This is a genomic window from Nocardia sp. CA-107356 (genome assembly GCF_050946365.1).
In the GTDB taxonomy this organism is placed as follows: Bacteria; Actinomycetota; Actinomycetes; order Mycobacteriales; family Mycobacteriaceae; genus Nocardia.
Window position 1 is genome coordinate 444,416 of record NZ_CP191992.1, and the last position, 25,592, is coordinate 470,007.

Consider the following 25,592-nt stretch of genomic DNA (forward strand, 5'->3'; position numbering starts at 1 on the left):
ACGCCTCGGCCGGTACTCTGGGGAGCTGTTAGCAGCTGTTTGTCGATCTTGGAGGACCCTGTCGTGGCTCTCGTTGTTCAGAAGTACGGAGGATCCTCGGTCGCAACCGCCGAGCGCATCCGGCGCGTCGCTGAACGGATCGTCGAGACGAAGAAGCAGGGCCACGATGTGGTGGTCGTCTGCTCGGCTATGGGCGATACCACCGACGAACTGCTCGATCTGGCCCAGCAGGTGGCGCCGGCACCGCCCGCCCGCGAAATGGATATGTTGCTCACCTCGGGCGAGCGCATCTCCAACGCGCTGGTCGCCATGGCCATCCACTCGCTCGGCGCCGAGGCCCGCTCGTTCACCGGCTCGCAGGCGGGTGTGATCACCACCGGATCGCACGGTAACGCCAAGATCATCGATGTCACCCCCGGCCGGGTCCGCGCCGCACTGGACGAGGGTCTGGTCGTGCTGGTCGCCGGATTCCAGGGCGTCAGCCAGGACAGCCGCGACGTCACCACGCTGGGCCGCGGCGGTTCCGATACCACCGCGGTCGCGCTGGCCGCCGCGCTCGATGCCGACGTCTGCGAGATCTACACCGATGTGGACGGCGTCTTCACCGCCGACCCGCGGATCGTGCCCGACGCCCAGCAGTTGGAGCAGGTCTCCTATGAGGAGATGCTCGAGCTGGCGGCATGCGGCGCGAAGGTACTCATGCTGCGCTGCGTGGAATATGCGCGCCGCTACAACGTTCCCGTGCATGTGCGCTCGTCGTACACCGACAAGCCCGGCACCTATGTCTATGGATCGATGGAGGACATCCCCTTGGAGCAAGCAATCCTCACGGGCGTCGCGCACGACCGCAGCGAGGCCAAGGTGACCGTGGTCGGACTGCCGGACGAACCGGGTTACGCCGCCAAGGTGTTCCGCGCGATCGCCGACGCGGAGATCAATATCGATATGGTCCTGCAGAACATTTCCAAGATCGAGACGGGCAAGACCGATATCACCTTCACCCTGCCCAAGACCGAGGGCGCGCGTGCGGTGGAGATGCTGACCAAGCGTCAGGATGAGATCGGTTTCTCGCAGGTGCTCTACGACGACCACATCGGCAAGGTTTCGCTGGTCGGCGCGGGTATGAAGAGCCATCCGGGCGTCACCGCCACCTTCTGTGAGGCACTGGCGAATGCCGGCGTGAACATCGACCTCATCTCCACCTCCGAGATCCGGATCTCGGTGCTGGTCAAGGACACCGAACTGAACGAGGCCGTGCAGGTGCTGCACAAAGCCTTCGATCTGGGTGGCGACGATGTCGCCGTGGTCCACGCGGGAACAGGACGATAAACCATGGGCGTGCGAGTAGGAGTCGTCGGCGCGACCGGACAGGTCGGCGCCGTCATGCGAAAACTGCTGGAGGAGCGCAACTTCCCGGCCGACGAGGTGCGTTACTTCGCCTCGTCCCGCTCGGCGGGTAAGACCCTGCCGTGGCGCGGCGGCGAGATCGTGGTCGAGGACACCGAGACCGCCGATCCCACCGACCTGGACATCGCGCTGTTCTCCGCGGGCGCGACCATGTCCCGCGTGCAGGCCCCGCGCTTCGCCGCGGCCGGCGTCACCGTGATCGACAACTCGTCGGCCTGGCGCAAGGATCCCGAGGTTCCGCTGGTCGTCAGCGAGGTGAATCCGGAGCAGACCCGCAATCTGGTCAAGGGCATCATCGCCAACCCGAACTGCACAACCATGGCCGCGATGCCGGTGCTCAAGCCGCTGCACGATGTAGCAGGGCTGCAGCGGCTGGTCATCTCGAGCTACCAGGCGGTCTCGGGCAGTGGCCTCGCGGGTGTCGAGGAGTTGGCCTCCCAGGTGCGTGCCGTGGTCGGCGACGCCGAAAAGCTGGTGCACGACGGCAGTTCGGTGCAATTCCCGGCTCCGATCAAGTACGTCGCGCCGATCGCCTTCGACGTGATCCCGCTCGCCGGTTCGCTGGTCGACGACGGTTCTTTCGAAACCGACGAAGACCAGAAGCTGCGCAACGAGAGCCGCAAGATCCTCGGCCTGCCCGACCTGCTGGTCAGCGGCACCTGTGTGCGCGTCCCGGTCTTCACCGGCCACTCGCTGTCGGTGAATGCCGAATTCGCCGAACCGATTTCGGTCGAGCGCGCCAAGGAAATCCTCGCCAAGGCCCCCGGCGTCCAACTCACCGACGTGCCAACCCCCCTGGCCGCCGCAGGCAAGGACGACTCCCTCGTCGGCCGCATCCGCCAGGACCCCGGCGTCCCCGAAGGCCGCGGCCTCGCCCTGTTCATCTCCGGCGACAACCTCCGAAAAGGCGCCGCCCTCAACACCATCCAGATCGCCGAAGTCCTCTTGTCCCAGCGCTGACCCAACCCGACGGACCGTTCCGGCCCAATGGTTCTGCCGGACCGGTACCGGGCGGATAGCTCGAGGGTAGTCGAAGCGTCTTTGCGGCTGGGGGTTCGAGTGACCCTTTGACTCGCGTCGACAGGCGAGTAGCCCTTTGGCTCGCCTGGTTGGGTTAGGGGGCGAGGTAGAGGCGTTCGCAAGGTAGGCGGGGGAATGTGCTGGTGTCACCTAGGGTGAGTGAGACGGCGTCGTGGTAGTGCTGGGCTTGGTGCTCTTGTAGGAACGTCAGTGCGGCGGTGAGGCAGGCGACGAAGTCGAATCGTGCGCCGTGGAGGAAGACGCTCAGATGGACATCTGGTTCTGTTGGGCGCGGGGATGTGTTGGCGCTCATGGCTGTTCGGTGTCTATGACGGTGGTCGGCCGGACCGGGATGGCGTCGTCTTTGTCCAGGTCGTCGTAGTCCAGGCTCCAGCCGTTGTGGTCGAATGCGGTCACGGCATCCAGGGTGATTCGGATCGTGACGCCCTCGACCGGGGCGATCGCCATTTTGTGTCGCGTTTCTTCGTGGAAGATTGCGAGCAAGCATTGGACCTCCCGTGAAACGGGTGTCGAGCCAGATCGCCGACCGTCTCGATGTGCTTCGGGGTCGCCATGAAGTGCGGCGATGGAGGGGGCTGTCTCGTGTCGGTTGGGTTCGATCTCACTCATGGCGTACGACTCCGATACCGGTGGGTGCGAAGTCTTCTCGGTCATCGACCACCCGCACACCGGCCCACGGGCACGGTTCCCGCATGGGCATGATCCCGTCGTGTGCACCGATTCGGCCGTCGACCAGCGGAATCAAGTACGCGCACAGTGCCGACGGGCATGCCACCGACACCAACTCCCCGGTCTTGGTGTTGAACTGCCCGATGCCGCACATGGACAGCTTTACCCATGGGCCACAACCACATTCAGACATGAGTTGCCCTCGGTTGCATCGGCCGACGTTGACCGGAGCAAGCACGTACCGCCTCGATCACAACCAGCCCGGACGGCCGGAATGTACAGCGCGGCGGTTCGATCCAGCGCCGGAACTCTACACACTGGTCGGTCGGCGAAGGCAATGCGACCGTGCCACCTGTGCGCACCACGGACACGTTATGGCGGAACATATCCGCGAACAGGCGCGTGTCGTCCGGAATATCCGGCCGTACGAGAAATGTCCATCGGCCCGACCGTGGATGTGACAAAATCGGACCGATATCTGAATCACGGTTCTGCATATGGCATTTGACGGCGTGTCCGAGTGAAGCGGGCATTATCACGCCCCAAACGTGCTCGGCTTTCATCACGATCCTCCCGAGGTGGGGCGGATCGACGTTCGCGGGCAGATCGCACACCCGCCGGTAGAAATGGCAGCGGGACAACGGTGTATCGCCAAAAGCGTTGTGGTCCATCGGTAGAACCTCTGCTCATAGTTGAATTGGCTTAGTTGCGCCCGGTTCTCGGCAACCCCTGAACATCCTCGAGGCAAGAGCTGGACTGCGTGGGGGATACACATCCAGGCTCCGTACCGGGCGCGTTTCAAGGACACACCGAAGCGAGCCAGATCGGAATCCTCAAACGCAGGAATCCGATTGATAGATGTCGTACTTTTGGCACGGATGCCGCCTGGTAGTTGCTGCCAGTTGACGGCTTCCAAAGGCGGGGTCACTCATTAGGGGAGGTAAACGATATGAGCGTTACCGGAAGTACCCTCTCGCGGCGCGCTCTCGGTCGCGAATTGCGCAGGCTTCGCACGGCCAAGGGGATGACACAGGCCGAAGCAGCAAGGGCGGGAGAGACTTCCCCGCAATCAATCGGACGGATCGAGGAGGGGCAATCCACGCGCGTCACCAAGATGATGGTGAATGCCCTGTGCGATGCGTTCGATGCAACCAACGCCGAGCGGCGCACTTTGCTCGGCTTGGTGTCAGAGGTTCGGGCGGCACGCGAACACGGCGGAGGCTGGTGGCGGGCATACGCGGATGCTGATCTTCCGAGCGGGTTCGACCACTATCTGGCCTTGGAGGAAGCGGCAAGTCGGCTGACCGCGTGGAAGGTGACCGTGGTCCCCGGCTTGCTCCAGACACCGGAGTATCGCCGCGCGCTAGCTTGGTCGGAGATACCCGAGCTGTCCCCTGAAGTCATCGAAGGGCGCATCGAACTGGCCGCCCGCAGGCAAACCCGCCTAGAAGATCCAGAACTTTCCGTCGACGTCCTGCTGTCCGAAGCGGCGGTGCGCGACAGGGTCGGTGGCCCCGGAGTGACGGCCGACCAATTGCGCCACATCGTCGCAGCGTCGGAGCGTCCTAATGTTTCGGTTCGGGTTGTACCGTTCAGCGCGCCCAGACACCTTGGGGCGCTGGTCGGGTCGTTCATCCTTCTGGACTTCGCCGAGTTGCCACAGTCGAAGTTGACCGAGCCATCCATCGTGTATGTGGAGGAGTACGCGGGAGACTTGTACCTGGAACGTGAGGAAGAGGTCGATCGTTATCGCAATGCATTGCGGGAGATAGACCGGGTGGCGTTGGATCATCACATGTCCAGGGATCTCATCCTGGCGGTAGCGAAGGAGTATGGCGAGTGAGCATCGACCTGTCCGGGGCCCAGTGGTTCAAGTCCAGCCGAAGCTCATCAGGCAAGGAATGCGTGGAGGTTGCTCACCTGGACGAGGGTTTGGTCGGAGTTCGTGACTCCAAGAATCCCACCGGCCCGGCGCTGGTCTTCACTCCTGGCGAGTGGGACGTGTTCCTGGCCGGTGCCCGCAACGGCGAGTTCGATCGATCCTGACAACGTAGCGAAGAGTATGCCGTGAGCGTCGACTTGTCCGGGGTGGAGTGGTTCAAGGCCAGACCATAGCGGCTCAACGGCGGAATGCGTGGAGGTTGCGCACTTGGACGGCGAACTGGTCGGTGTCCGTGACTCCAAGAATCCGACCGGCGCGGCGCTGGTCTTCACCTCTGGTCAATGGGACGCCTTCACCGCTGGCGTGAACGATGGCGAGTTCGATCGCCCCTAGATCAGAGACAACGAAAGTTCCGGTCGACGTAATACCTACTCGCACAGGGCTTTTCGCATAACCGACGGGTTCGATCCGGGGCGGGTTCGGTTAGCGGGGGCGCAATCCGTCGAACACGATGGTGAAGGTGCGGCGGCGTTGGTCGGTGGTGGTGTTGGTGTTGTTGGCGGCCAGGAATGTGCCCTTGATGACGCGCATCAGGTCGTCGATATCGATATCGCCGCGGACCGCGCCGGATTGTTGTGCGCGGGTGAGTAATTCGCCGATCGCGGTGTTGAGCGCGTGGGCGGGTTTGCGGTATTCGGGGGCATCGACGCCGACCGCTTCGGCCAGGTCGCGTTTGATGCTGCCCTCGGTGACCATGCGGTCGAGGAAGTCGAAGAAGGCCTTGCCCGGGTCGGCGGCGGTGGCCAGGTCGCGGGCGTGGGTGATCATGCGCTCGACGCGGTCCACGATCGCTGCTTCGAAAAGGGCTTCTTTGGTGGGGAAATGGCGATAGACGGTGCCCGCGCCGACGCCCGCGCGGCGCGCGATTTCGTCCAGCGGCACCGCGATGCCTTCATCGGCGAATGCCGCCTGAGCCGCGGCGAGTACCCGGTCGCGATTGCGGCGCGCGTCGGCGCGCAGCGGGCGTGGTTCCTCGCGATCGGTCACGAGGGGTGAGTTTACTGTAGGCATTGACAAGCGGGGCGTGCGTTCCGGATCATAAACGGGGTCAACGTTCCGCTTAACTGAAGAAGGTGTTTCATGGTGGAGACTTCGATGGAAAGCCCTCGTGAGCTGGTCGAACGGCTTTTCCGCCGGCTACCTGCGCGCGATGCCGACACATTCGTCGAGATGCTCGCACCGGATGCGGTGTTCGAGATCCCCTTCGTCATCCCCGGGATGCCGACCCGGCTGGTCGGGCGCGAGGAGATCCGGGCGCATCTCGCGCAGCGCTGGTCGGGCATCTCCGGCATCGAGGTCCACGGCATCTATCCCCAGGTGTACGAAACAGCCGATCCCGAGGTGGTTTTCGTCGAGAACGAGGTGGAGATGACCGTGCCCGGCGCGGAGCGGGCGCGAGTTCGCACCTCCGTCAACGTGGTTCGGGTTCAGGACGGCAAGGTCACGCTTTTCCGCGACTATATGGATACGGCGCGCTTCGCCCGGCTCGCGGAGAACTGACCGCAGTTCCCGGGCGGTCGCATCGGAAATACCGTCGCCCCGCCCGGGTTCGGACTGCTAGCCTGCGCCGATGGCGAATCCTTATCCACAGGTGTACTTCGGGGACCGGATCGTTGGCGCGCGGGAGGCGTCGGTCGGTGTCGCATCATCGGCGGTGCTGTACGGCCTCAGTGTGTACACGGTGTTCCCGGTGCATGTGGATGGATCGGCGCGCACCGCTTTTCGGCTCGACGACCATTTCCGGCGGCTCGAGGAATCCTGCAAGATCATCGGCATCGACCGGTTCGCCGCCGAATGGGACTTCGCGAGATTCCGCACGGCGGTCATCGATCTGATCGCGGCCAATGCGCCGACCGAGGACGTATTCGTCCGCGCGACAGTCCATGTCGTCGAATCGATTCCGGGTACGCGAGTCCGCGGGTGCGCGATCCAGGTGAGCATTTTCGTCTACGCCGCGGTGCCGATCGTGCCCCAGGACGGTATGCGCCTGAAATCCAGCCCATGGCGGCGCATTCCGGACAATGCGATTCCCTCGCGCGCGAAGGTCAATGGTGCATACGTCAATTCGGTGCTGGCCAAACAGGATGCGATCGACAGCGGTTACGACGACTGCATCTTCCTCGACGGCAACGGCCACGTCTGTGAACTCAGCGCCGCCAATATCTTCCTCGTCCGCAACGGCACCCTGATCACACCGGATGTGTCCTGCGACATCCTCGACGGCATCAACCGGCGCACCATCCTCACTCTCGCGGCGGAGGACGGCATCCCGGTCGTCGAGCGCACCATCGACCTGACCGAGCTCTACATCGCCGATGAGGTCTTCGTCACCGGCACCTCATCCGGAACGTCCCCGGTCACCGAGGTCGACGGCCGTCTCATCGCCGACGGCCGCCCCGGCCCGACCGCCCAAACCCTCCGCAAACGCCACGCCGCCGCCCTCCGCACCGACACCCACCATGGTTGGGTCACCCCGCTGGGCTGACTCCACATGCCTGTGATTCAGCGGATGCCCGGTGTGCGCGGATCTGGACCGAGGCAGACCAGAATGACGCATCCGGGGGCGGTATCCGCGAACGGCGGCGCCAACGGATAGTTCAGGCAGCTGAAGACATTGCAGCCCAGATAGGCCGACGGTCCGATGCCGAAGACCGCGAGCAGAATATTCGTATCCACGAATCGGCTCGGATCCAGGACCAGCGGCGGCTCCACATACGGACCCGGATCGGGCACCGGATGGTCATGGAACGCCGCGAACAACCGGCGGAAGAATTCGTGCGGCAATTCCGCGGTGTCCTGCACGCTCCCCAAAATGCCCTCGCTGCTGACATTTCCGAAGACTCCGGTCCACACCACGGTCACATCCAGACTGGGCACGATGAAGACGTTCTGCATGCCGAGTCCGGCCATCGTGTACACATCGGCGGGCAGGAAGGCGGGGGTCTCCGCGCATCCTGGCCCAACCCAGAACAGATAGCCGTAGCACTTGTTCGCTGCCGACGGCTGGTGTGCCTTGCGCAGATACGTCTGGGAGACGAGTTGCTGTGCGCCCCAGCGGCCGTTGTTGCTCACCAGCAGACCGAGTTTGGCGAAATCGTTCGGGGGGATCATCAGATGGGCGTATCCGTAGGTGTGCCCGGCGCGATCGCGCGCCCAGTAATAGTCACCGCGTTCGATGCCGAGCGGATCGAAAAGCTCACGCTGCGCGAACTGCTGGAACGGCTCACCGACGGCCAACTCGATGACATACGAGAGCAGATCGACATTGCGCTGGCTGTAGCTGAATACCGCGCCCGGCGGATTGTCCAGCGGCACACCGAGCGCCTGTACCGCACTATTCGGATCGACCGGAATCACCCCGGTGATGCCCTCGGTGAGCACACCCACCTTCATCCCGGAGGTCTCGGTGAGCAGGTTCTCCACGGTGATCGACCGATGCTGTTCATCGCCGAGCCCCGGCGGCAGATACTGGCCGATCGGCGCCGCGAGATCCAGTTTGCCCTGATCCCAGGCCATTCCGGCGAGCAGCGAAACAACGCTCTTGGTGGCGCTCCAGATATTCCAGGCGACATTGCCGGTCTGCGCATTCGTCGGGCCCTCGCCGATCAGGCAGTTGTGCCGGAAAACCTGCACATTCAACCGATTGCGCCCACTCGCGAACGCCAACGCCTGTGTCAGCAGCTCCGAATCCAGCCCAACCTGTTCCGGCGCCGCCCGCTCCGGCTCCCGCCCCGATGACACCCCACACGCCACCTGCGCGGCTGTCTCCGCCTGCGCCCCTCCCGCGAAAACACCCCCCGCCACCAGCGATACCGCCGCAATTCCGGCCAGGAATCCGTAGATGCGCCCCATGCGCATGAGGCTATCGCGCCAACCCCCGCCACACCGGGCAACAGGCGGATACACCGAGCAATTGCCACTCCGCCCCCGGCAACGCCGAGCGATTTGGTAGCCGTCTCTGTGAAATGGCGGCTCGGCGCGGCATCGACAGCCACCATGCGACTACCTTCGATTGCGGTCCGAAAGTGCGGCCGGCAACTGATAGCTCCTGGATGGACGGTGCTTCAGTGGCGTGTGGACCAAGTATGTGCGACGTACCAGCAGCTGCCGATGGCCAGGATCGCGAGCCCGGTCAGTACGGATCCGACGGGCAGTGACAGTCCGACGACCACGCATCCGGCCGCACCGGTTATCGGCACCCAGCGCGGCGGGCGGTCCTCTGCTGCGGTCAACGTCGCCGCGGAGATATTGGCGATCAGGTAGTACACGAGCACCGTGAACGACGAAAAGCCGATAGCCGCACGCAGATCGAAGGTCGCGGCGACAACCGCTACCACCGCGCCGACCGCCGACTCCGCCCGATGCGGCACACCGAAGCGTGGATGCACCGCAGCCAACGCGCCCGGCAGATAGCGGTCGCGCGCCATCGCCAGTGCCGTGCGCGAGACCCCGAGAATCAGTGCGAGCAGCGATCCGGCCGCCGCGAGCACCGCGCCCACCCGGACCACCGGTGCCAGCCTCGGCGCCCCGGCGGCGGAGACGACCCTGGCGAGTGGGTCGATCGCATGCGCGAGACCCGCAGGCCCGAGTACCGCCAGCGCCGCCACCGCTACCATCGCATAAACCGCGAGGGCGAGTCCGAGCGCGATCATGATGGCCCGCGGTATCGCGCGCCGCGGATCACGCACCTCCTCGCCGAGGGTGGCGATGCGGGCATATCCCGCGAAGGCGAAGAACAGCAATCCGGCCGCCTCGAGTACGCCACGCGGCCCGATCCGGTCCGGCAGAGCCGCTGCGGCGGAATGGTTTCCGAACAATCCCACCCCGACGACAAGTGCCAGCGTGGCCAGCACCGCCGCCACGATGATCCGCGTGGCCAGCGCCGACTTCTGTACGCCGGTGTAGTTGATCGCGGTGATCGCGACCACTGCCGCGACCGCCACGACCCGCGAATGTTGCGGCCACGCATAGCCGCCCACCGTCAGCGCCATTGCCGCACACGAGGCGGTCTTGCCCGCCACGAACCCCCACCCGGCGAGATACCCCCAGAACGCACCCAGGCGCTCGCGCCCGTACACATAGGTGCCGCCCGACACCGGATACCGCGCCGCCAGCCGTGCCGAGGAAGTCGCATTGCAATACGCGAGCAGCGCGGCAACCGCCAACGCGAGCAGCAACCAGCCGCCCGCCGCTGCCGCCGCGGGGGCGAGCGCCGCGAAGATGCCGGCGCCGATCATCGACCCGAGCCCGATGATCACCGAGTCGGTGAGCCCGAGCCTGCGCTGGAGCCCATCGCCGTGCGTTGCCATGGCCGCATCATCGGCCACGCCACCGCGAACCACGAATCGGGGCCGCCCAGGAATGCGAAACGCCGCCAGGAACGAGTGTTACCTGGCGGCGCCGAGTCTCCGGACGCCACGCCAGCGTCACGACTCCGGTGCCGACGTCCCACAAGCGCCTCTCGGCGAGTGGTCGCTCGAAGCGACAAATGGGGTGAGGCCCGGGGCTGTCCGGACGCCGACAGTGCTGATCAACCACCCACTGTCCGTATCTATTCCACGAACCTCGAATGTGACCTGCGCCACAGGTATCGCCTGGTTCGTGCGCACGTCGAATGCCGCCACACCGGCATTAGGGTGGAGGTGGCGAATTCGGTTGCTCGGTTTCGCTGGCAGCCAGGGGGTGACATGCGATCGACGATGGTGCCGGCCGAGGACGGGACCTTGCTGCACGTCGGTGTCACGGGACGTGGTCCGGACGTTGTGGTTCTGTCCGGTGGACCCGGTTGCGTCCACTACCTCGAGGATGACGAGCTGGCACCGCATGGGATGCGGGCGTGGTACCCGGAGCCGCGGGGTGTCGGGCGTTCCGAGGGCGGGCCACACGACCTCGGTCGGGCAGTCGCCGATATCGAAGCGGTGCGGCGAGCCAACGGTATCGACAGCTGGATAGTGCTCGGCCATTCCTGGGGCTCGGATCTCGCGGTGCGTTACGCGCTCGATCATCCCGACCGGGTCAGATCCGTGGTCGGTGTCGCCGGGCACGGATTGCACAAGGACCGCACCTGGTCCCAGGCGTACGAGTCCTCGCGGCATCTGGAAGCCGATATCGAAATCGACTGGGAACCAGACGTTCACGCCGCACTGAGCGCGTCGTTCGTGCAGTGGATTCACGAACCCGACCTGCTCCGCCGACTGGCCGACACCGATGTCGCCATGACATTCATCGCCCCACAGCACGACATCCGCCCATCCTGGCCACTGCGGCAACTCGCCGCCTTGATCCCGCACGGCAGGTTCGAGGAACTACCCGGAGTTGCGCACAACCTGTGGTCGACCGATCCACAAGTGTGGGTAGACCTGGTCACCAGAGCGTGCACGGCACCGAGCAAATCGGTGATGACGCCATCGAAGTCGTCGTTCGGCACTGCTCCATAACCGAGCGACATGGCGGGCGAACAAATCACGCCGCACCGAACGAATCATGGTTGCGCGTCGACAGGCCGCGGCGCCTCCTTCGGTGTGCAGAACAGAGGGCGATGCGCTGCGCGGCCTCGGTCACGTCGCCCGGTTGGCCGAGGATTGGGATAGCGCACGCCGCTACTACGAGGACGCACTGGAGATCGCCTGCCATATCCGCGATCGCCACGGTGAGGTCTGGTCGCTGTGGGGCCTCGGGCACCCCATCGCAACGCGGGCAAGTTCGAAGATGCGCGCCAGCGGTTTTCCGATGCCTACGACATCGCGATCGAGATCAACCTCGCACTCGCCCAGGAGGAGATCCTGCGTGGAATCGGACATCTCGAACGGCAGTTGGGCAACTATGACGCGGCGCGCCGCCGCTACGCCGAGTCGTTGCGCGACGCGAACCTGATCAACAACCGGCACGGCCGCGCCGATGTGCTGCGCAGTCTGGGGCATGTCGCCGCTGATACCGGATATCTGTCGGAAGCCTGCGCCGCCCTGGCGGAGGCGTGTGGCATCTACGAGAGCATCGGCGTTCCGCTGGCGGACCGGGTGCGTGCCGAAATGCGCGCGGTCGGCTGCCCGCGGCCGTCGAATCTTTAGTAGATCAATTTCTTGACTTATTCCAGAATGGCGACGACCATCGGTTCCATGCACACCGAAGCCACCGATCCGCAGGCGCTATTGCGCGCGGCAGGCCTGCGGGTCACCGCCCCGCGGGTCGCGGTACTGAACGCGGTCGCGGCCCGACCGCATTCCGACGCCGATCGAGTGGCCGCCACCGTCCGGGAGACCTTGGGTTCGGTATCCACGCAGGCCGTCTACGACGTGCTCCGGGCCTGCGTGAACGCCGGAATCCTGCGGCGCATCGAGCTGGCCGGTTCGGCCGCGCGCTACGAGACCCGGACCGGGGACAACCATCACCATCTGGTGTGCCGAAGCTGCGGCACGGTCGTGGATATCGACTGTGTCGTGGGCAGCGCCCCTTGTCTGGAACCCGAGGACGCCAATGGATTCGTCATCGACGAGGCCGAGGTCGTCTTCTGGGGCCGGTGCCCGACCTGCCGTGCGAGCGAAGCGACCCCGCCGGGCCGCGCGCTCGAGCGGTAATCCACCTGACAACCCGGGGCAACCCACCCCGTTGCTCTCGAGCGAAGGAGGCGGCAATGACCAAGCCGACAACCACGAATGCCGGAACACCGGTCCAGAGCGATAACGAATCGCTCACCGCGGGCACGCAGGGTCCGATCCTGCTGCACGACCACTACCTCATCGAGAAGCTCGCCCAGTTCAACCGGGAGCGGGTGCCCGAACGCATCGTGCACGCCAAGGGCGCTGGCGCATTCGGTGAGTTGGTGGTGACCACCGACGTCAGCCGCTACACCAAGGCCAAGCTGTTCCAGCCGGGTGCGCGGACCGAGTCGCTGGTCCGGTTCTCCACCGTCGCTGGCGAACAGGGCAGCCCCGATACCTGGCGTGACCCGCGCGGATTCGCGGTGAAGTTCTACACCGAGGACGGCAACTACGACCTCGTCGGCAACAACACCCCGATCTTCTTCATCAAGGATCCGATCAAGTTCCCCGACTTCATCCGTTCGCAGAAGCGCCTGCCCGGCAGCGGACTTCGCGATAACACTATGCAGTGGGACTTCTGGACCCTGCGTCCGGAGACCGCCCACCAGGTGGCCTGGCTGATGGGTGACCGCGGCATCCCGAAGACCTACCGGCATATGAACGGCTATGGCTCACACACCTACCAGTGGATCAATGCCGACGGTGCGCGCTTCTGGGTGAAATACCATTTCAAGACCGACCAGGGCATCGACTACCTGACCCAGGCCGAGGCCGACCGCCTCGCCGGTGTCGACGGCGACTACCACCGCCGCGATCTGTACGAGGCGATCGAGCGCGGCGAGTTCCCGAGCTGGACGCTCTATGTGCAGGTCATGCCGGTCGCCGAGGCCGATGGCTATCGCGTCAACCCGTTCGATCTGACCAAGGTGTGGTCGCATCAGGACTACCCGCTGATCGAGGTCGGCAAGTGGACGCTGAACCGCAACCCGGGCAACTACTTCGTCGATATCGAGCAGGCCGCCTTCGAACCCTCGAATATCGTTCCCGGCATCGGCTTCTCGCCCGACAAGATGCTGCTGGGCCGGGTATTCGCCTACGCGGACGCGCACCGCTACCGCATCGGCACCAACTATGCGCAGCTGCCGCCGAACCGCGCCAGGGCCGCGGAGGTCAACTCCTACGCCAAGGAGGGCTCGATGCGCTACGACTACAACGACGCGAGTGTGCCTGTCTACGCACCGAATTCGTTCGGCGGACCGCATGCCGACCCCGAACAGGCACCCGATGTCGGCATCTGGGAGTTCGACCCGAGCACTGGGGGGCAGTCGGCGGGGCGCGTGAGCGCCGTGCGTGCGGGCTATATCGAGCACGCCGAGGACGGCGACTTCACCCAGGCAGGCACTCTGGTGCGTGAGGTCCTCGATGACGACCAGCGAGATCGCCTGGTGGACAACATCGTTGGACACGTACTCGGCGGTGTGCAGGAGCCGGTGCTGTCGCGTGTCTTCGAATACTGGAAGAACGTGGACCAAGACCTCGGCAAGCGCGTCGAGGAAGGCGTTCGTGCCGGACTCGAGGGCTGACGCACTCGAGGTACGGCAGCCGGTGCGCACTCGCTGACGAGCGTTCCGAAAAAAGCTCCGCCCCTGACCATTTCGGTCGGAGGCGGAGCTGTTTCGTTAGGTGGGGGCAGGATTCGGCGGGCCCCGAGCTTCGGAACTACAACAGGCCCCACCAATAAAGCAGGCAGGCCAGCACCCAGACAACCACGGTCTCCATCGCCGCTCCAATCTCCTTGGCGCCCGTACCCTCCATCATCCGCCGATTCGTGCCGCCGCGCTGCAAACTTATCGTGATCCGGCAGAAGTAACGCCCCTACCTGCGGTTTTTCTCCTGCAAGGTCTTCTTAAGTGCCCAACAAGCCCGCAGCGGCATTGTTTGTGTCAACACCGGAACACACCGGAAAAACTGATCCGGAACGACAAGGAGGCACAGACGATGATCCGCAAGCCGGCCACCGCCCTCGCCCTCTCGACCACCGCCACGGTCACCGGCCAGATCGAGATCGCGGCGCAATAAGCCACCACCGGGGGTGGGGAACCGGGCTCGACCTGTTCACGAGGGGTTAACAGGTCGCGTCACGGGGGTAGCGCCAGCCGGGTCGGTCCACGAGGGGTGACCGACCCGGCTGACGCTTTTATCGGGGGCAACCACTTCTGATGGCTCTTCCCGGAGCTGACCGGCGAGCCTGCGCTCGCCACTGCCGAAGGTAACCATTCGGTGCGCGCCGACGATCCCATCCAGAGGGTATGAGCCGGGCCGGTTCACGAGGGGTGACCGGCCCGGCAGGGCCGTGAGTAGTGCTGGGGAAAAGCGAAGACCGGCACCGTGGTGGGGTGCCGGTCCTCGCGTATGGCCGTGGTCAGCCGACGGTCTGGACCGAGTAGTCGGGCAGGTCGTAGCTTTCGGTCTTGGTGAGCATCTTCATCATCAGCGGCTTCATGACCTTGGTGGTCATCAGCTTGCTGACGAACAGGCCGGCGCGAATACCGAACCGGGACTTCGGCGTCATCGAGCGCAGACCGCCCGGCGGCAGTTCCTGGGCGGTGGCGACGAATGGGCGCAGCACCTCTTCGTAGCGGGTCAGTGCCTGCGCGGGATCGGTTGCCTGCGAGGCGATTTCACCGGCCAGCACGTAGGCGCCGACCAGGGCCATTGCGGTGCCCTGCCCGGTGAGCGGCGAACCGCAGTAGCCCGCGTCGCCCAGCAGTACTACCCGGCCCTTGGACCAATTCGGGACGTCGATGCGTGCCAGTTCGTCGAAGTAGAAGTCGTCCGCCTCGCCCATGGCGTCGCGGACGGTGCTCGCGATCGTGCCGCCGTCGGCCAGCCGCTCGCGGATGAGTTGCTGCTGTGCCGCGATATCGCGGCGCAATGCCGGATTCGCCGCGTCGCGGATGACCACCAGCGCTTTGCAGGTGGATGGATCGGCATCCGGACGCAGTCCGACACCGGTCGCGCCGACCAGCGAGTTCATCGCGATCCAGTGCGGCTCGGCATAGGCGGGCGTCGGCAGCGTGAAGAAGGACATGTAGCCGCCGAGGTAGGTGGAGAACTGCTCCTCGGGTCCGAATACCAGGCGTCGGGTCGAGGAATGCAGTCCGTCCGCACCGATCACGATGTCGAAGCGCTCGGTGCCGCCGGAGGCGAAGGTGACGTCGGCGCCCGTATCGTCCTGACTGATCTCGGTAGCCCATTCGCCGTAGCGAAGGTCCACGCCGCCCGCCTCGGCGAGCAGATCGAGCAGCACCTGATTCAGATCGCCGCGGGTGATCTCGATCTCGGCGACCGTCCCCTTACCTTCGAAGACCTCCGCTGCCATGCGCAGCAGCTCCTTGCCCTCGCTGTCCACGAAGACCATGCCGCGCTCATCCAGTTGGGACTTGCGAATCCCCGGCATCAGCCCCATCCGCTCCGCCACCTCGACGCTCGGCCCGCGCAGATCGACGGCCTGCCCGCCCGGGCGAGGCGCAGCCGCACGCTCGACCACGGTCGCCCGGATCCCGGCCCGAAGCAACTGCAGCGCGACGGCGTTGCCGCCGATCCCGCCGCCGCACACGAGGATCCGAGGCTGGGTGGTGGCGGAGTGGTTGGTGCTCATGATCTGTTCCTCACTGACTCGAATGTCTTGCACATATGTCTAACAGATCACTTGCACGTCTGTCTAGTACAAATGTGTAAGACGCTCGTTCAGCGAGGTTGCGGGCTAATTCTGATCTTGCAGATAAGCCTTCCAGCCCCCGAACGAGGTGATATCGGTGGCGGCGCGGGCGGCATCGTAGGTGCAGGCGAAGCCGATGACCGAACGGCCGTCGGATAGTTCGATGCTGGTCAGCGCCATTGGTGCGGGTAGTGTGGCAAGGAAGCGGCCGAGGCCCGCCGCCGATATCCGGAACAGTTCGCCGAGGATCGGCGCGCCGAGCCCGGGGCCGTGGCGCACCAGGCCCGGTTTCGGGGGTGTGGTGTCGAGTGCGGTCAGGCGGTAGGCATCGGTCGTGCGGATCTCCCCGGTGAATCGCGCGCCGATCTCCTCCAGTTGCCAGTGCAGTGGCTGACCGCGCAGGTGTGCGCCGAAAACGGCAAGCTCCGTACCGCTTTCGATCAGCGTCGGTGCGGAGTCGTTGCCGAGGATGCGGGCGGCGATATCGATGGCGACCTGATCGGCGAAGGCGGGGGTCACGACCATGACCCCGAACGGACCTCCGGTCGCAGTGGGCAGGCCGGGGATGGCAATCGCGGCCATATCGAGCAGGTTGCAGAAGTTCGTGTAGGTTCCCATCCGGCGGTTGATCCCGACCGGATCCGCTTGTACCGCAGCGATACTCGGATGCTCGGTGGTCGTCGGCAGCAGTAGCCCCGCGAATCCCCGCAATGTCACCGCCGCCGCGACCTTGGCGCTGGCCAGCGCATCCAGATCGGCCGCGAATCCCGGACCGGTCGTATTTCCGGCGGCCTTGATGATCGCGGTCACGGTCGGATCGGCGCTCGCCGGTGCGGTGTCGAGGAATGTGCCGACGGCCGCATAGCGTTCCGCGACGATCGCGCCGTCGTACAGGAGCAGCGCGGCATCGAGCAAACCGGAAATATCCACCTCTTCGGTCGTCATACCGGTGCTGTTCACCGCGGATACCGTGCGGGCGAAGGCATCTCGGTACGGTTGGCTGAGCGCGCTGAGGTCCTCGGCGCGGGGAATGGCGAGCCGAGGGACCTGCGGTGCGGCGAGTGGCACATCGGCGGGCCATGCGCGGCTGCGCGGATCCCGCGTATCGGGTCCGGCCATGACCGCGGCGACCGCGACCGCGCGGTCCAAATCGGTGGCGAAGACCGTCACGGCGTCGTAGTCCACACACGCCGGGACGACACCATGTGCCGGAATGATGCCCAAGGTGGCCTTGATGCCGACGATTCCGTGCAGTGCCGCCGGAACGCGGCCGGAACCCGCTGTGTCGGTACCGATTCCGATATCGGCGATACCCAAGGCCACCGCGACCGCCGACCCGGAACTGGATCCGCCGGAGATCAACGCCGGATCGTCGGCATGGCGGACCGCGCCGTACGGGCTGCGGGTCCCGACCAGTCCCGTCGCGAACTGATCCAGGTTGGTCTTGCCGAGCACCACGGCACCCGCCGCGACCAGGCGCTCGACCGCCGCCGCGGTGACCTCGGCGAGGTAGGCGAATTCCGGACAGGCCGCGGTGGTCGGCAATCCCGCGACATCGATATTGTCCTTCACCGCGACCAACACCCCGGCCAGCGGTAAGGATTCGCCGTCGGCGACCCGCTGCTCGACGGCCGCGGCATCGGCGGCGACATCGACCTCGTTGCGCAGCGTGATCCACACCTCCGGTCGATCGACCTCGGCGATCCGCCGATACGCGGCGGCGACCCGCGCGGTCGGCGTGCCATGGACTTCGATATTGCCTAGGACGCCCGAGGTCATTCGGCGGCTCCGATCACTGCTAGTGGGGTTCCCGGTTCCACTTTGGCGCCGGGGGTGGCCAGCACCTTCAAGACCGTGCCGGTGCCCGGGCTGTGCACCGGCAGTTCGAGTTTCATCGCTTCCAGGATGGCCACCGGGTCGCCAGCGTCGAGCCGCTGCCCCACTTCGATCTCCACCCGCCAGACATTGCCGATCATCGGTGCGGTGACCACGGTCGCGTCCGGCGGCAACCCGGCCAGTGGGTCGGTGGCGGGTTCGGGCGCACTCGCGACGGTCGCACTGCGCTCGAATTCCCCCGCGGCACGCCATGCCTGCTTCTCGGCTTCGAAGGCGATGGCCTGCTTTGTCTCGAATTCCGCTATGGCCGTGGCGTTTTCGGTGAGCATTCGCAGATGGTCGGCGAGCGCGAAGGTGCCCTCGCTGACCTCGGCGTCGAAACGTCCCGCCGTGGCGGCAGCACGCTGTTCGAGCAACTGATCTGCAGTCACCGGTTCCCAGATGATCCGGTCGAAGAACCGGAACAGCCACGGGGTGCCGGGTTCGAACGGTGCGGATTGCCGGTAACTGGACCAGATCGGCACCGTCCGGCCGATCAGCTGGTAGCCGCCCGGCGACGCCATGCCGTAGACACAGAGATACTTGCCGCCGATGCCGACGGCATCCGATGGGGTCCAGGTGCGCGCCGGATTGTATTTGGTGGTGACCAGCCGATGCCGCGGATCGAGCGGAACCGCGAGTGGCGCACCGAGATAGACGTCGCCGAGGCCGAGTACCAGATATTCGGCGTCGAAGACAGCGGCACGGACATCCTCGACACTGTCGAGTCCGTTGACGCGGCGGATGAATTCGGTATTCGAGGGTAGCCACGGCGCGGTATCGCGGACACCGCTGCGATAGCGGTCGATCGCCTCGGCGATGGACGGATCGTCGAACGACAGCGGCAATCGGATGGTGCGGCTGGGCACCACGAGATCGTGGGTGGCGGGCAACTCGAGCTCGAGTTCGGTCAGCGTGCCGAGCAACCGAAACTGTGGCAGCACATCGGGATCGAAGTGGATGTGCAGCGATCGGACACCCGGCGTCACATCGATGATGCCGGGCAGTCCGGTACCAGCCAGCGCCTCCGCGAGTGCGTGCACCCGCATGCGCAGCCCGAGATCCAGCACCATCTCGCCGTATTCGACCAGGATATTGTCATCGCCGCCGCGCAGATAGGCGACGCGGGGGCGATCCGCCCCCGCCGGAACAGCGCCGAGAATGCCGCGATCATCCAGGCCGACGGGTGTACCGGAACCGGTGCGCAGACCCCGGGCCGTGTTGAGAGCCATTGTGGTGTCGGCGCGGGCGCGGGCGGCATTCGAACGGCGCAGTTCGGTGGCGCGATCGTCGTCGACGGGTACGAAGTGCACGGTGTCACCGGGACGCAGCTGGCCGAGCTTCCATCGGTGCGCCGAAACCACGGTCAGCGGGCAGGCGAAGCCGCCCAGGCTCGGCCCGTCCGGCCCCAAGAGGATCGGGGTATCGCCGGAGACGTTCAATGTCCCTACGCTGTACGGATTGTCGTGCAGGTTCGACGGATGCAGTCCGGCGTCACCGCCGTCGGTGCGTGACCACGTCGGCTTCGGCCCGTCGAGACGGATGCCGGTGCGATTGGCATGGCTGCCGACTTTCCAAGGGTGCGAATAGAATTGGTCCATATCCGCATCGGTGAAATAGGCGGGCGAGGTCTGCGGGCCGATACCGACGGCCAGCCGCCAAACGTGGGTGAATTCGGGTCGCTCGTCGATCGGCACCGCGCGTGGTTGCGCGAGTCCGGCCCGCCCACCGACGACACCCAGAACATCGCCCGCCACCACGGCCTTGCCGGTGCTGCCACCGAAACCGCCGAGAGTGAAGGTGGCGGCACTGCCGTGATACAGCGGCGCGTCGATGCCGCCGCGCACCGCGAGGTAGGTGCGCAATCCGGCGTCGGCCGGAGCACCGATATCGAGTACCGATCCGGCCGGGACCGCCACCGGCTCCCACATGGGAATCGGCTGCCCATCAACCGTGACCGGCGTGTGCGCGCCCGTCACGCACACCACGGTGGTATCGGCGAAGTGCAGCTGCGGGCCCTGCAGCGTGCATTCCAGCGCTGGCACGCCCGACGGGTTTCCGACGGCCGCGTTGGCCAGGGTGAACGACAGATCGTCCATCGGACCGGATGGTGGAATTCCCACCTGCCACAATCCGATTCGGCCGGGATGATCCTGGATCGTGGTCATCGTGCCGCCGCGCAGCACATCGATGCGATGTCCGGCGGGCCGGATACCGGCCAGCGTGGTCGTGACATGCGCGGCCTCGAGCACGACGGCATCGGCGGCCGCGGCACGCAACTGAGTGAGATTCGTTTGGACGCCATAGATCCGCGTCGTAGCCAGCGCATCGCGCAACCCCGCGAAGGCAGCGTCTCGGGTGGCTCCCGACACGATCACCTTGGCGAGCAGTGGGTCATAAAACGGACTGACCTCGGTCCCCGTACCGATCCAGGTGTCGACTCGGACGCCGGGCGCGGATCCGGCAGTGCGATCCGGGAAGGTCGCCGCGGTGACCAATCCGGCACTCGGCCGGTAGTCGTGCCCGGGATCCTCGGCGTAGACCCGCGCCTCGACGGCCCAGCCGGTAATCGCCGGTCCGCCCTCGGGCTGTTCGTCCACCATCGAGGTGTCCCCGCCCGCGAGCCGCAGCATCCACTCGACCAGATCGACCCCGGTCACCGCCTCGGTCACCGGATGCTCGACCTGCAGCCGGGTATTCATCTCCAGGAACGAGGCCGCGCCGCGGTCGACGTCGTAGACGAATTCGACCGTGCCCGCCGATCGGTACCCGACCGATCGGGCCAACTCCCGCGATGCCGCGAGCAACTGCTCCGGCAGACCCGCCGCGAGCCCGGGCGCCGGCGCCTCCTCCAGCACCTTCTGATTGCGCCGTTGCAGCGAACAATCCCGGGTGCCGAGACTGACCACCCGTCCGCGACCATCCCCGAACAGCTGTACCTCGATATGCCTGGCCCGCGCCACGAACCGCTCCAGAAAGACACCGGTCGAGGAGAAGTTCGTCGCGGCCAGCCGCTGCACGCGTCGATATGCCGAGCGCAGCTCATCGGCATTGCCGCAGGCCTGCATGCCGATACCGCCGCCGCCACCGACCGCCTTGAGCATCACCGGATAACCGATGCGTTCGGCCTCGGCCACCGCGTGATCGGCGGATTCGAGCAGTCCGCTGCCCGGAATCAGCGGCACCCCTACGGCTTTCGCTGTCTGCCTGGCAGTGTGCTTATCGCCGAAGATGCGCAGTTGCTCCGGCGTCGGCCCGACGAACGCGATGCCGGATTCGGCCACGGCCGTGGCGAAATCCGCATTCTCCGAAAGGAATCCGTATCCAGGGTGAATCGCGCCAGCACCCGTCGACAATGCCGCGTCGATCACCCGGTCGGTGCGCAGATAGGACTCCGCGGCCGGGCTCGGTCCCAGATGTACCGCGACATCGGCGATTTCGACATGTGCCGCACCCGCATCGGCGTCGGAGTAGACGGCGACGGTCTTCAAGCCCAATGCGCGGGCCGTCCGCATGACCCGGCACGCGATCTCGCCGCGATTGGCGACCAGGACGGTATCGAACTCCAGTGCCACTGGAATCTCCCTATTCAGTTGCCAGGGACATCGCGGCAATGGCCCGCGTGACCCGATCGAGGACGACATCGAGCGATTCGCCGATATGGGTGTGCAGCAAGCGGTACGCCAGCGGAAGATCCTGTGCCAGTACGGCATCCAGAATTCCCAGATGCTCGGCGATGGTGGTCTCGATCCGGTTGTTGACCATGAAGTCGTACATCCGCACATGCCGGATCCGTGAGTTCACCGCCTTCAACGAGCGCACCAGTTCGGCATTGCCCGCCGCCGTCAACAGGGTGACGTGGAATTCCTCGTCCCGAACCACGAAACCGGGCTCCTGCTCGGGCGGATCGGCCCGCAAGACCAGCCAAGCCTGCCGCTCGGCCGCGAGCAGTGCGTGATCGTGTACCACTGCCGGATTGTCGATGGCCCGCTGAATTCCACTGAGCTCCAGGGTGATTCGCAGCTCATAGAGATCACGGATCAGCGGAATGCTCGGCCGTACCGGGGTGAACCCGTACTCCTCGCGCTGCAGCAGCCCGTCCGAGCACAGCACCGTCAGCGCCTCGCGGATCGGTGTCCGGGAGATCCCGAACCGAGCCGACAACTTGGGTTCGGTCAGGCGCTCACCGAACCTGATATCCCCGTTCATCAGCTCGCCGCGCAACGTCGTATAAACCACATCACGCAACGGTCGTCCCGCCGCATCCGCCTGTGTGGCCACCCTTGTCGACATGCCTGTATACGCTATGGACCTCGCGTTTCGTCGAGATGACCGCAAGTTAGCAAGCGGTAAGAGTGTGCTCACCGCCCCATATGGGACATCGCGGGACATATCGGAACGGCCGCGCTGTCATTCGGTCCGTCCTCGGCGCGCCTCCTTCCGGAACTTCTCACCAGCGGTGCACAGTGAGGTTGAGCAGACAGCAACACCTGGCAACGTCGCGCCACTGCAGGACACAGTGCCGCAGCAGGGTGATGAGCGGCCCGACGCGCGGTAGCGGAGCCAGCGGAGACGAACCCGCCGACAGCTCTCCCGCGCCGTCAGTCGGTGGCGATCCGCTCTCGGCGCCGGGTGCACCTACGAGCAGTCACGGGAGGTACCGATGGAAGCGTTCGTGATCGTCGGCTTGCTAGCCCTGATTTGCGGGCTACTAGCGGTCATCGCCTGCGCGGTGTGGTGGCCGACCCCGTACCGTCGGGCCACCCGGCGCAAACAGCTCCGCCCCCGGCCTGTGCAGGCCGGGGGCGGAGCCGTTCGTCTCAACCACGAGTCGGGGTGACAGGATTTGAACCTGCGACCTCTTCGTCCCGAACGAAGCGCGCTACCAAGCTGCGCCACACCCCGTGAATCGAACCTGGAGTAGCTTACAACAGCTCGGGTCCAGACGTTAAACCGGCAGGTCAATCACCCTGCATGGGGTCGAATGCTGGTGAAGATCTGCATCGCGGTCGCCGCGTCGACGGCGTTGGGGACGCCGGTGTCGGCGGCGATCACCATGACGAAGCTGCCGTTATCGGTGGGGGTGGCGAAGGTGTAGACGGAGAAGTCCGCCGCGCAGCCGGGGGTGACCTTGGTCGCGGTGCCCTTGGTCTCGACGAACATGCCCTGCTGGGAGCCGTCGAGGGAACTGAGCGGCTGCGGGGGGCTCGGTGTGCCGCCCGGTGAGTTCGTGTACGCGATCTTGGCGGTCGTGGTGCCGAGTTCGGTTGCGGCGGTTGCCGAATCGCTGTCCTTGGAACCGGTCAGGAAGGCCACGGTGCGGGTGGAGCCGGGGCAGTAGCTCTTGCCCTCGGTCGCCAAGCCCTTGCCGGTGACGGCGTTGGGCGGCTCACCGAAACCGCCGACCTTGCCGTCGGGCGCAACGGTCCAGTCGGCGGGCACGTCATAGGCGGCGCCGAGGTCCGAAGCGACCACCACCTGATAGCCGGGCACGACCGCGGTTTCGTGCTCGGCCGGGGCGCTGGGCTTACTGGTGCTCGGCGGGGTGTGCGAGCCCGTGGTCGTGAGCGCGCTCACCATCGACGGCGGCGGATTCTGCGCGGAGGTGTCATCCGGCCCGCTGTTGGCGACCACGATCGCCGTCACCCCGCCCGCGACCACCAGCGCCGCCACCGCGGCGGCGACCCACGCGATACCGCGCCCGCCCCTGCGGCGATTCGGACTCAACGCGGCCTGCGTGAGTCGGTCACCGAAGAGCGCATTCAGGCCGCCGTCTTGTCCATAGGGCGATCGCGCTGGCCCCGGTGGCCCGAATGCTGTTGCGCCGGGCTGGAGTTGCGTCGTCGAACCGGTCTGTCCCCGGCTGGTCTGCCATGGCGCGGTGGATTCGTACTGTGTCGAGGCCATCGATGCGGGTCCCCACTGCGCCGTGGGTTCGAATTGCCCTTGCGCGCTTTCGGTTCGGGTCGATCCGGTGTAGCCGGGTTGCCACTGCAAATGACCCGCTGGGGTATTGGCACCGTTATTCGACCAGTTCGACGCACCGCTGCCGGATGGCGGTACCGGCGGATCGAGGTACACCGGCGCGCCGAACGTGTCGTGCGCCTGGGCGCTGGGGGCGCTGTGCCCCTGCGCTGGCTGTGGCTGCGGCTGGGTGGGAGCGGAGAGCTCGGGCTGTCCCAGCGCAGGACCGAATTGGCCTGCGCCGTAATGCTGTTGTTGATACGGCGTACCGGGTCGTCCCAAATCCGTTGATTCGTCGCGCCGGTCGTCGAAATCACTCACACTGGTTCCCCTGCCTGCCGTCAGTCTCGGCAAGGGACCTTAGCCGAACTCAGCGTGCGATGGCTTCCGAGGGTGAAACGCCCTGGCCACTATCGGCATTGGGGCGCTTCGGCGGTGCGGCGACCAGGGTCAGCAGCGTGGCCTCGGGGCGGCAGCAGAAGCGGTACGGCGCCCAGGGCGAAGTGCCGAGACCCGCGGAGACGTGCAGTTGGGTATGCGTGCCCCACTTGGAGGAGCCCTTCACCCGCGATCGGTCGATACCGCAGTTGGTGACCAGCGCACCGTAGCCGGGCAGGCACAGCTGGCCGCCATGTGTATGCCCGGCCATGACCAGGTCGTAGCCGTCCTCGGCGAAGCGATCCAGTACCCGGGGCTCGGGCGAGTGGGTCAGGCCGATGCTCAGCACGGCGAGCGGGTTCGGCGCGCCCGCGATGGTGTCGTACCGGTCGCGCTGCAGGTGCGGATCGTCGACGCCCGCGCTCGCGATCCGAATGCCGGAGACCTCGACGTCGCGGCGGACGTGGGTCAGATCCAGCCAGCCGCGCTCGGTGAAGGCCGCGCGCAGGTCCTTCCACGGCAGCGGCGCGCCGTACACCCGGCGGTGATCCTTCTTGAAGTACTTCGCCGGATTCTTCGGCACCGGCGCGAAATAGTCATTGCTACCGAAAACGAAAAGGCCTGGGCGGGAAAGCAATCCGCCGAGAGCCTGAACCACCGCGGGCACCGACTTCTGGTGCGACAGGTTATCGCCGGTATTGACGACCAGATCCGGCTCCAGCCGGTCCAGCTCCCGCAGCCACTGCTGCTTGAGCTTCTGACCGGGCATCATGTGCAGATCGCTGATGTGCAGCACCCGCAGCGACGATGAGCCCGGCGCCAGTACCGGCATCGTGGCCTCACGCAGTACGAAGGCGTTTCGTTCGATCAGCGAGGCGTAGCCGATACCGGCCACCGCGGCCCCGGCGGCTCCCAACGCGGTTCGTCGGATAGCGGAGGTCGAGATTACGGGCATTTGCCCAGCATAGGTGACCCAGGTGCGGAACGCCGAGTGTGTTTCCGCACAAGCGGTCGGCGTGGTGCGGTCAATTCCGACCCGCGGCACGGGCGACGGGCG

General features: G+C 65.7%; 24 protein-coding genes and 1 tRNA gene. 11 read left to right on the forward strand and 14 right to left on the reverse strand.

Annotation, left to right across the window (positions count from 1 at the left end; all coding sequences use genetic code 11):
- The first annotated feature begins 63 nt into the window (after positions 1-63).
- A complete protein-coding gene (locus ACQP1G_RS02020) occupies positions 64-1,329 on the forward strand; it encodes an aspartate kinase (RefSeq protein ID WP_433197788.1) in 1,266 nt (421 codons plus the stop codon).
- A gap of 3 nt (positions 1,330-1,332) precedes the next feature.
- On the forward strand, positions 1,333-2,367 hold the full coding sequence (locus ACQP1G_RS02025) for an aspartate-semialdehyde dehydrogenase (protein ID WP_433197790.1): 1,035 nt from the start codon (positions 1,333-1,335) through the stop codon (positions 2,365-2,367).
- Between the two features lie 154 nt (positions 2,368-2,521).
- Here ACQP1G_RS02025 and ACQP1G_RS02030 read toward each other — a convergent pair whose 3' ends face one another.
- The 4 genes from ACQP1G_RS02030 to ACQP1G_RS02045 all read right to left on the reverse strand — a co-directional run bounded on the left by ACQP1G_RS02030 (position 2,522) and on the right by ACQP1G_RS02045 (position 3,788).
- A complete protein-coding gene (locus ACQP1G_RS02030; protein WP_433197792.1) occupies positions 2,522-2,740 on the reverse strand; it encodes a hypothetical protein in 219 nt (72 codons plus the stop codon).
- Positions 2,737-2,895, reverse strand: coding sequence for a hypothetical protein (locus ACQP1G_RS02035; protein ID WP_433197793.1), 159 nt, complete (start codon positions 2,893-2,895; stop codon positions 2,737-2,739). The genes ACQP1G_RS02030 and ACQP1G_RS02035 overlap by 4 nt, the downstream gene beginning before the upstream one ends.
- A gap of 154 nt (positions 2,896-3,049) precedes the next feature.
- On the reverse strand, positions 3,050-3,310 hold the full coding sequence (locus ACQP1G_RS02040) for a hypothetical protein (RefSeq protein ID WP_433197795.1): 261 nt from the start codon (positions 3,308-3,310) through the stop codon (positions 3,050-3,052).
- Positions 3,303-3,788 carry a DNA-directed RNA polymerase subunit beta gene (locus ACQP1G_RS02045; protein ID WP_433197797.1) on the reverse strand — a complete coding sequence of 162 codons (486 nt, stop codon included), beginning with the start codon at positions 3,786-3,788 and terminating at the stop codon, positions 3,303-3,305. The genes ACQP1G_RS02040 and ACQP1G_RS02045 overlap by 8 nt, the downstream gene beginning before the upstream one ends.
- 278 nt (positions 3,789-4,066) lie before the next feature.
- On the opposite strand from ACQP1G_RS02045, the gene ACQP1G_RS02050 reads away from it, so the two are divergent.
- From ACQP1G_RS02050 to ACQP1G_RS02060, 3 genes are all read left to right on the forward strand, one after another.
- The gene (locus tag ACQP1G_RS02050; protein WP_433197799.1) at positions 4,067-4,960 is read left to right on the forward strand and encodes a helix-turn-helix domain-containing protein; all 894 of its coding nucleotides are present in this window, start codon (positions 4,067-4,069) and stop codon (positions 4,958-4,960) included.
- On the forward strand, positions 4,957-5,163 hold the full coding sequence (locus ACQP1G_RS02055) for a DUF397 domain-containing protein (protein WP_433197801.1): 207 nt from the start codon (positions 4,957-4,959) through the stop codon (positions 5,161-5,163). The genes ACQP1G_RS02050 and ACQP1G_RS02055 overlap by 4 nt, the downstream gene beginning before the upstream one ends.
- Positions 5,164-5,251: 88 nt before the next feature.
- Positions 5,252-5,392 (forward strand): DUF397 domain-containing protein, encoded by a 141-nt coding sequence (locus ACQP1G_RS02060; RefSeq protein ID WP_433197803.1) that lies wholly within the window; start codon positions 5,252-5,254, stop codon positions 5,390-5,392.
- A 90-nt stretch (positions 5,393-5,482) separates the two neighbouring features.
- Here the strand turns inward: ACQP1G_RS02060 and ACQP1G_RS02065 are convergent, their stop codons facing one another.
- Positions 5,483-6,046, reverse strand: coding sequence for a TetR/AcrR family transcriptional regulator (locus ACQP1G_RS02065; protein WP_433197805.1), 564 nt, complete (start codon positions 6,044-6,046; stop codon positions 5,483-5,485).
- 93 nt (positions 6,047-6,139) lie between these two features.
- Here ACQP1G_RS02065 and ACQP1G_RS02070 point away from each other — a divergent pair, with 93 nt between their 5' ends.
- Together ACQP1G_RS02070 and ACQP1G_RS02075 are read left to right on the forward strand one after the other, a co-directional pair.
- Positions 6,140-6,559, forward strand: a complete 420-nt coding sequence (locus ACQP1G_RS02070; RefSeq protein WP_433197807.1) for a nuclear transport factor 2 family protein — start codon at positions 6,140-6,142, stop codon at positions 6,557-6,559.
- A 70-nt stretch (positions 6,560-6,629) separates the two neighbouring features.
- Complete coding sequence (locus ACQP1G_RS02075) at positions 6,630-7,544, forward strand: aminotransferase class IV (protein WP_433197809.1); 915 nt, start codon at positions 6,630-6,632, stop codon at positions 7,542-7,544.
- 17 nt (positions 7,545-7,561) lie between these two features.
- Here the strand turns inward: ACQP1G_RS02075 and ACQP1G_RS02080 are convergent, their stop codons facing one another.
- Positions 7,562-8,911, reverse strand: a complete 1,350-nt coding sequence (locus ACQP1G_RS02080) for a serine hydrolase domain-containing protein (RefSeq protein ID WP_433197811.1) — start codon at positions 8,909-8,911, stop codon at positions 7,562-7,564.
- Between the two features lie 212 nt (positions 8,912-9,123).
- Entirely contained in the window at positions 9,124-10,368 is a 1,245-nt protein-coding gene (locus tag ACQP1G_RS02085) for an APC family permease (protein WP_433197813.1), read from the reverse strand.
- Between the two features lie 378 nt (positions 10,369-10,746).
- Between ACQP1G_RS02085 and ACQP1G_RS02090 the strand changes: the two genes are divergently transcribed.
- The 4 genes from ACQP1G_RS02090 to ACQP1G_RS02105 all read left to right on the forward strand — a co-directional run bounded on the left by ACQP1G_RS02090 (position 10,747) and on the right by ACQP1G_RS02105 (position 14,180).
- On the forward strand, positions 10,747-11,496 hold the full coding sequence (locus ACQP1G_RS02090) for an alpha/beta fold hydrolase (protein ID WP_433197815.1): 750 nt from the start codon (positions 10,747-10,749) through the stop codon (positions 11,494-11,496).
- 228 nt (positions 11,497-11,724) lie between these two features.
- A complete protein-coding gene (locus ACQP1G_RS02095) occupies positions 11,725-12,126 on the forward strand; it encodes a tetratricopeptide repeat protein (RefSeq protein WP_433197817.1) in 402 nt (133 codons plus the stop codon).
- 48 nt (positions 12,127-12,174) lie between these two features.
- Positions 12,175-12,633, forward strand: coding sequence for a Fur family transcriptional regulator (locus ACQP1G_RS02100; RefSeq protein WP_433197819.1), 459 nt, complete (start codon positions 12,175-12,177; stop codon positions 12,631-12,633).
- A gap of 56 nt (positions 12,634-12,689) precedes the next feature.
- Positions 12,690-14,180 carry a catalase gene (locus ACQP1G_RS02105; protein WP_433197821.1) on the forward strand — a complete coding sequence of 497 codons (1,491 nt, stop codon included), beginning with the start codon at positions 12,690-12,692 and terminating at the stop codon, positions 14,178-14,180.
- Between the two features lie 839 nt (positions 14,181-15,019).
- Here the strand turns inward: ACQP1G_RS02105 and ACQP1G_RS02110 are convergent.
- The 7 genes from ACQP1G_RS02110 to ACQP1G_RS02140 form a co-directional block, all read right to left on the reverse strand.
- Positions 15,020-16,258, reverse strand: a complete 1,239-nt coding sequence (locus ACQP1G_RS02110; RefSeq protein WP_433197823.1) for an FAD-dependent monooxygenase — start codon at positions 16,256-16,258, stop codon at positions 15,020-15,022.
- 105 nt (positions 16,259-16,363) lie between these two features.
- On the reverse strand, positions 16,364-18,097 hold the full coding sequence (gene atzF, locus ACQP1G_RS02115) for an allophanate hydrolase (RefSeq protein ID WP_433197825.1): 1,734 nt from the start codon (positions 18,095-18,097) through the stop codon (positions 16,364-16,366).
- Positions 18,094-21,768, reverse strand: a complete 3,675-nt coding sequence (gene uca / locus ACQP1G_RS02120; protein WP_433197827.1) for an urea carboxylase — start codon at positions 21,766-21,768, stop codon at positions 18,094-18,096. The genes atzF and uca overlap by 4 nt, the downstream gene beginning before the upstream one ends.
- A gap of 10 nt (positions 21,769-21,778) precedes the next feature.
- Positions 21,779-22,486 (reverse strand): GntR family transcriptional regulator, encoded by a 708-nt coding sequence (locus tag ACQP1G_RS02125; RefSeq protein ID WP_433197829.1) that lies wholly within the window; start codon positions 22,484-22,486, stop codon positions 21,779-21,781.
- Between the two features lie 538 nt (positions 22,487-23,024).
- A tRNA-Pro gene (locus tag ACQP1G_RS02130) sits at positions 23,025-23,098 on the reverse strand.
- A 60-nt stretch (positions 23,099-23,158) separates the two neighbouring features.
- Positions 23,159-24,478: a hypothetical protein gene (locus tag ACQP1G_RS02135; protein ID WP_433197831.1), complete on the reverse strand. Its 1,320-nt coding sequence runs from the start codon at positions 24,476-24,478 to the stop codon at positions 23,159-23,161.
- A 49-nt stretch (positions 24,479-24,527) separates the two neighbouring features.
- Complete coding sequence (locus ACQP1G_RS02140; RefSeq protein ID WP_433197833.1) at positions 24,528-25,490, reverse strand: metallophosphoesterase; 963 nt, start codon at positions 25,488-25,490, stop codon at positions 24,528-24,530.
- Positions 25,491-25,592 lie beyond the last annotated feature (102 nt).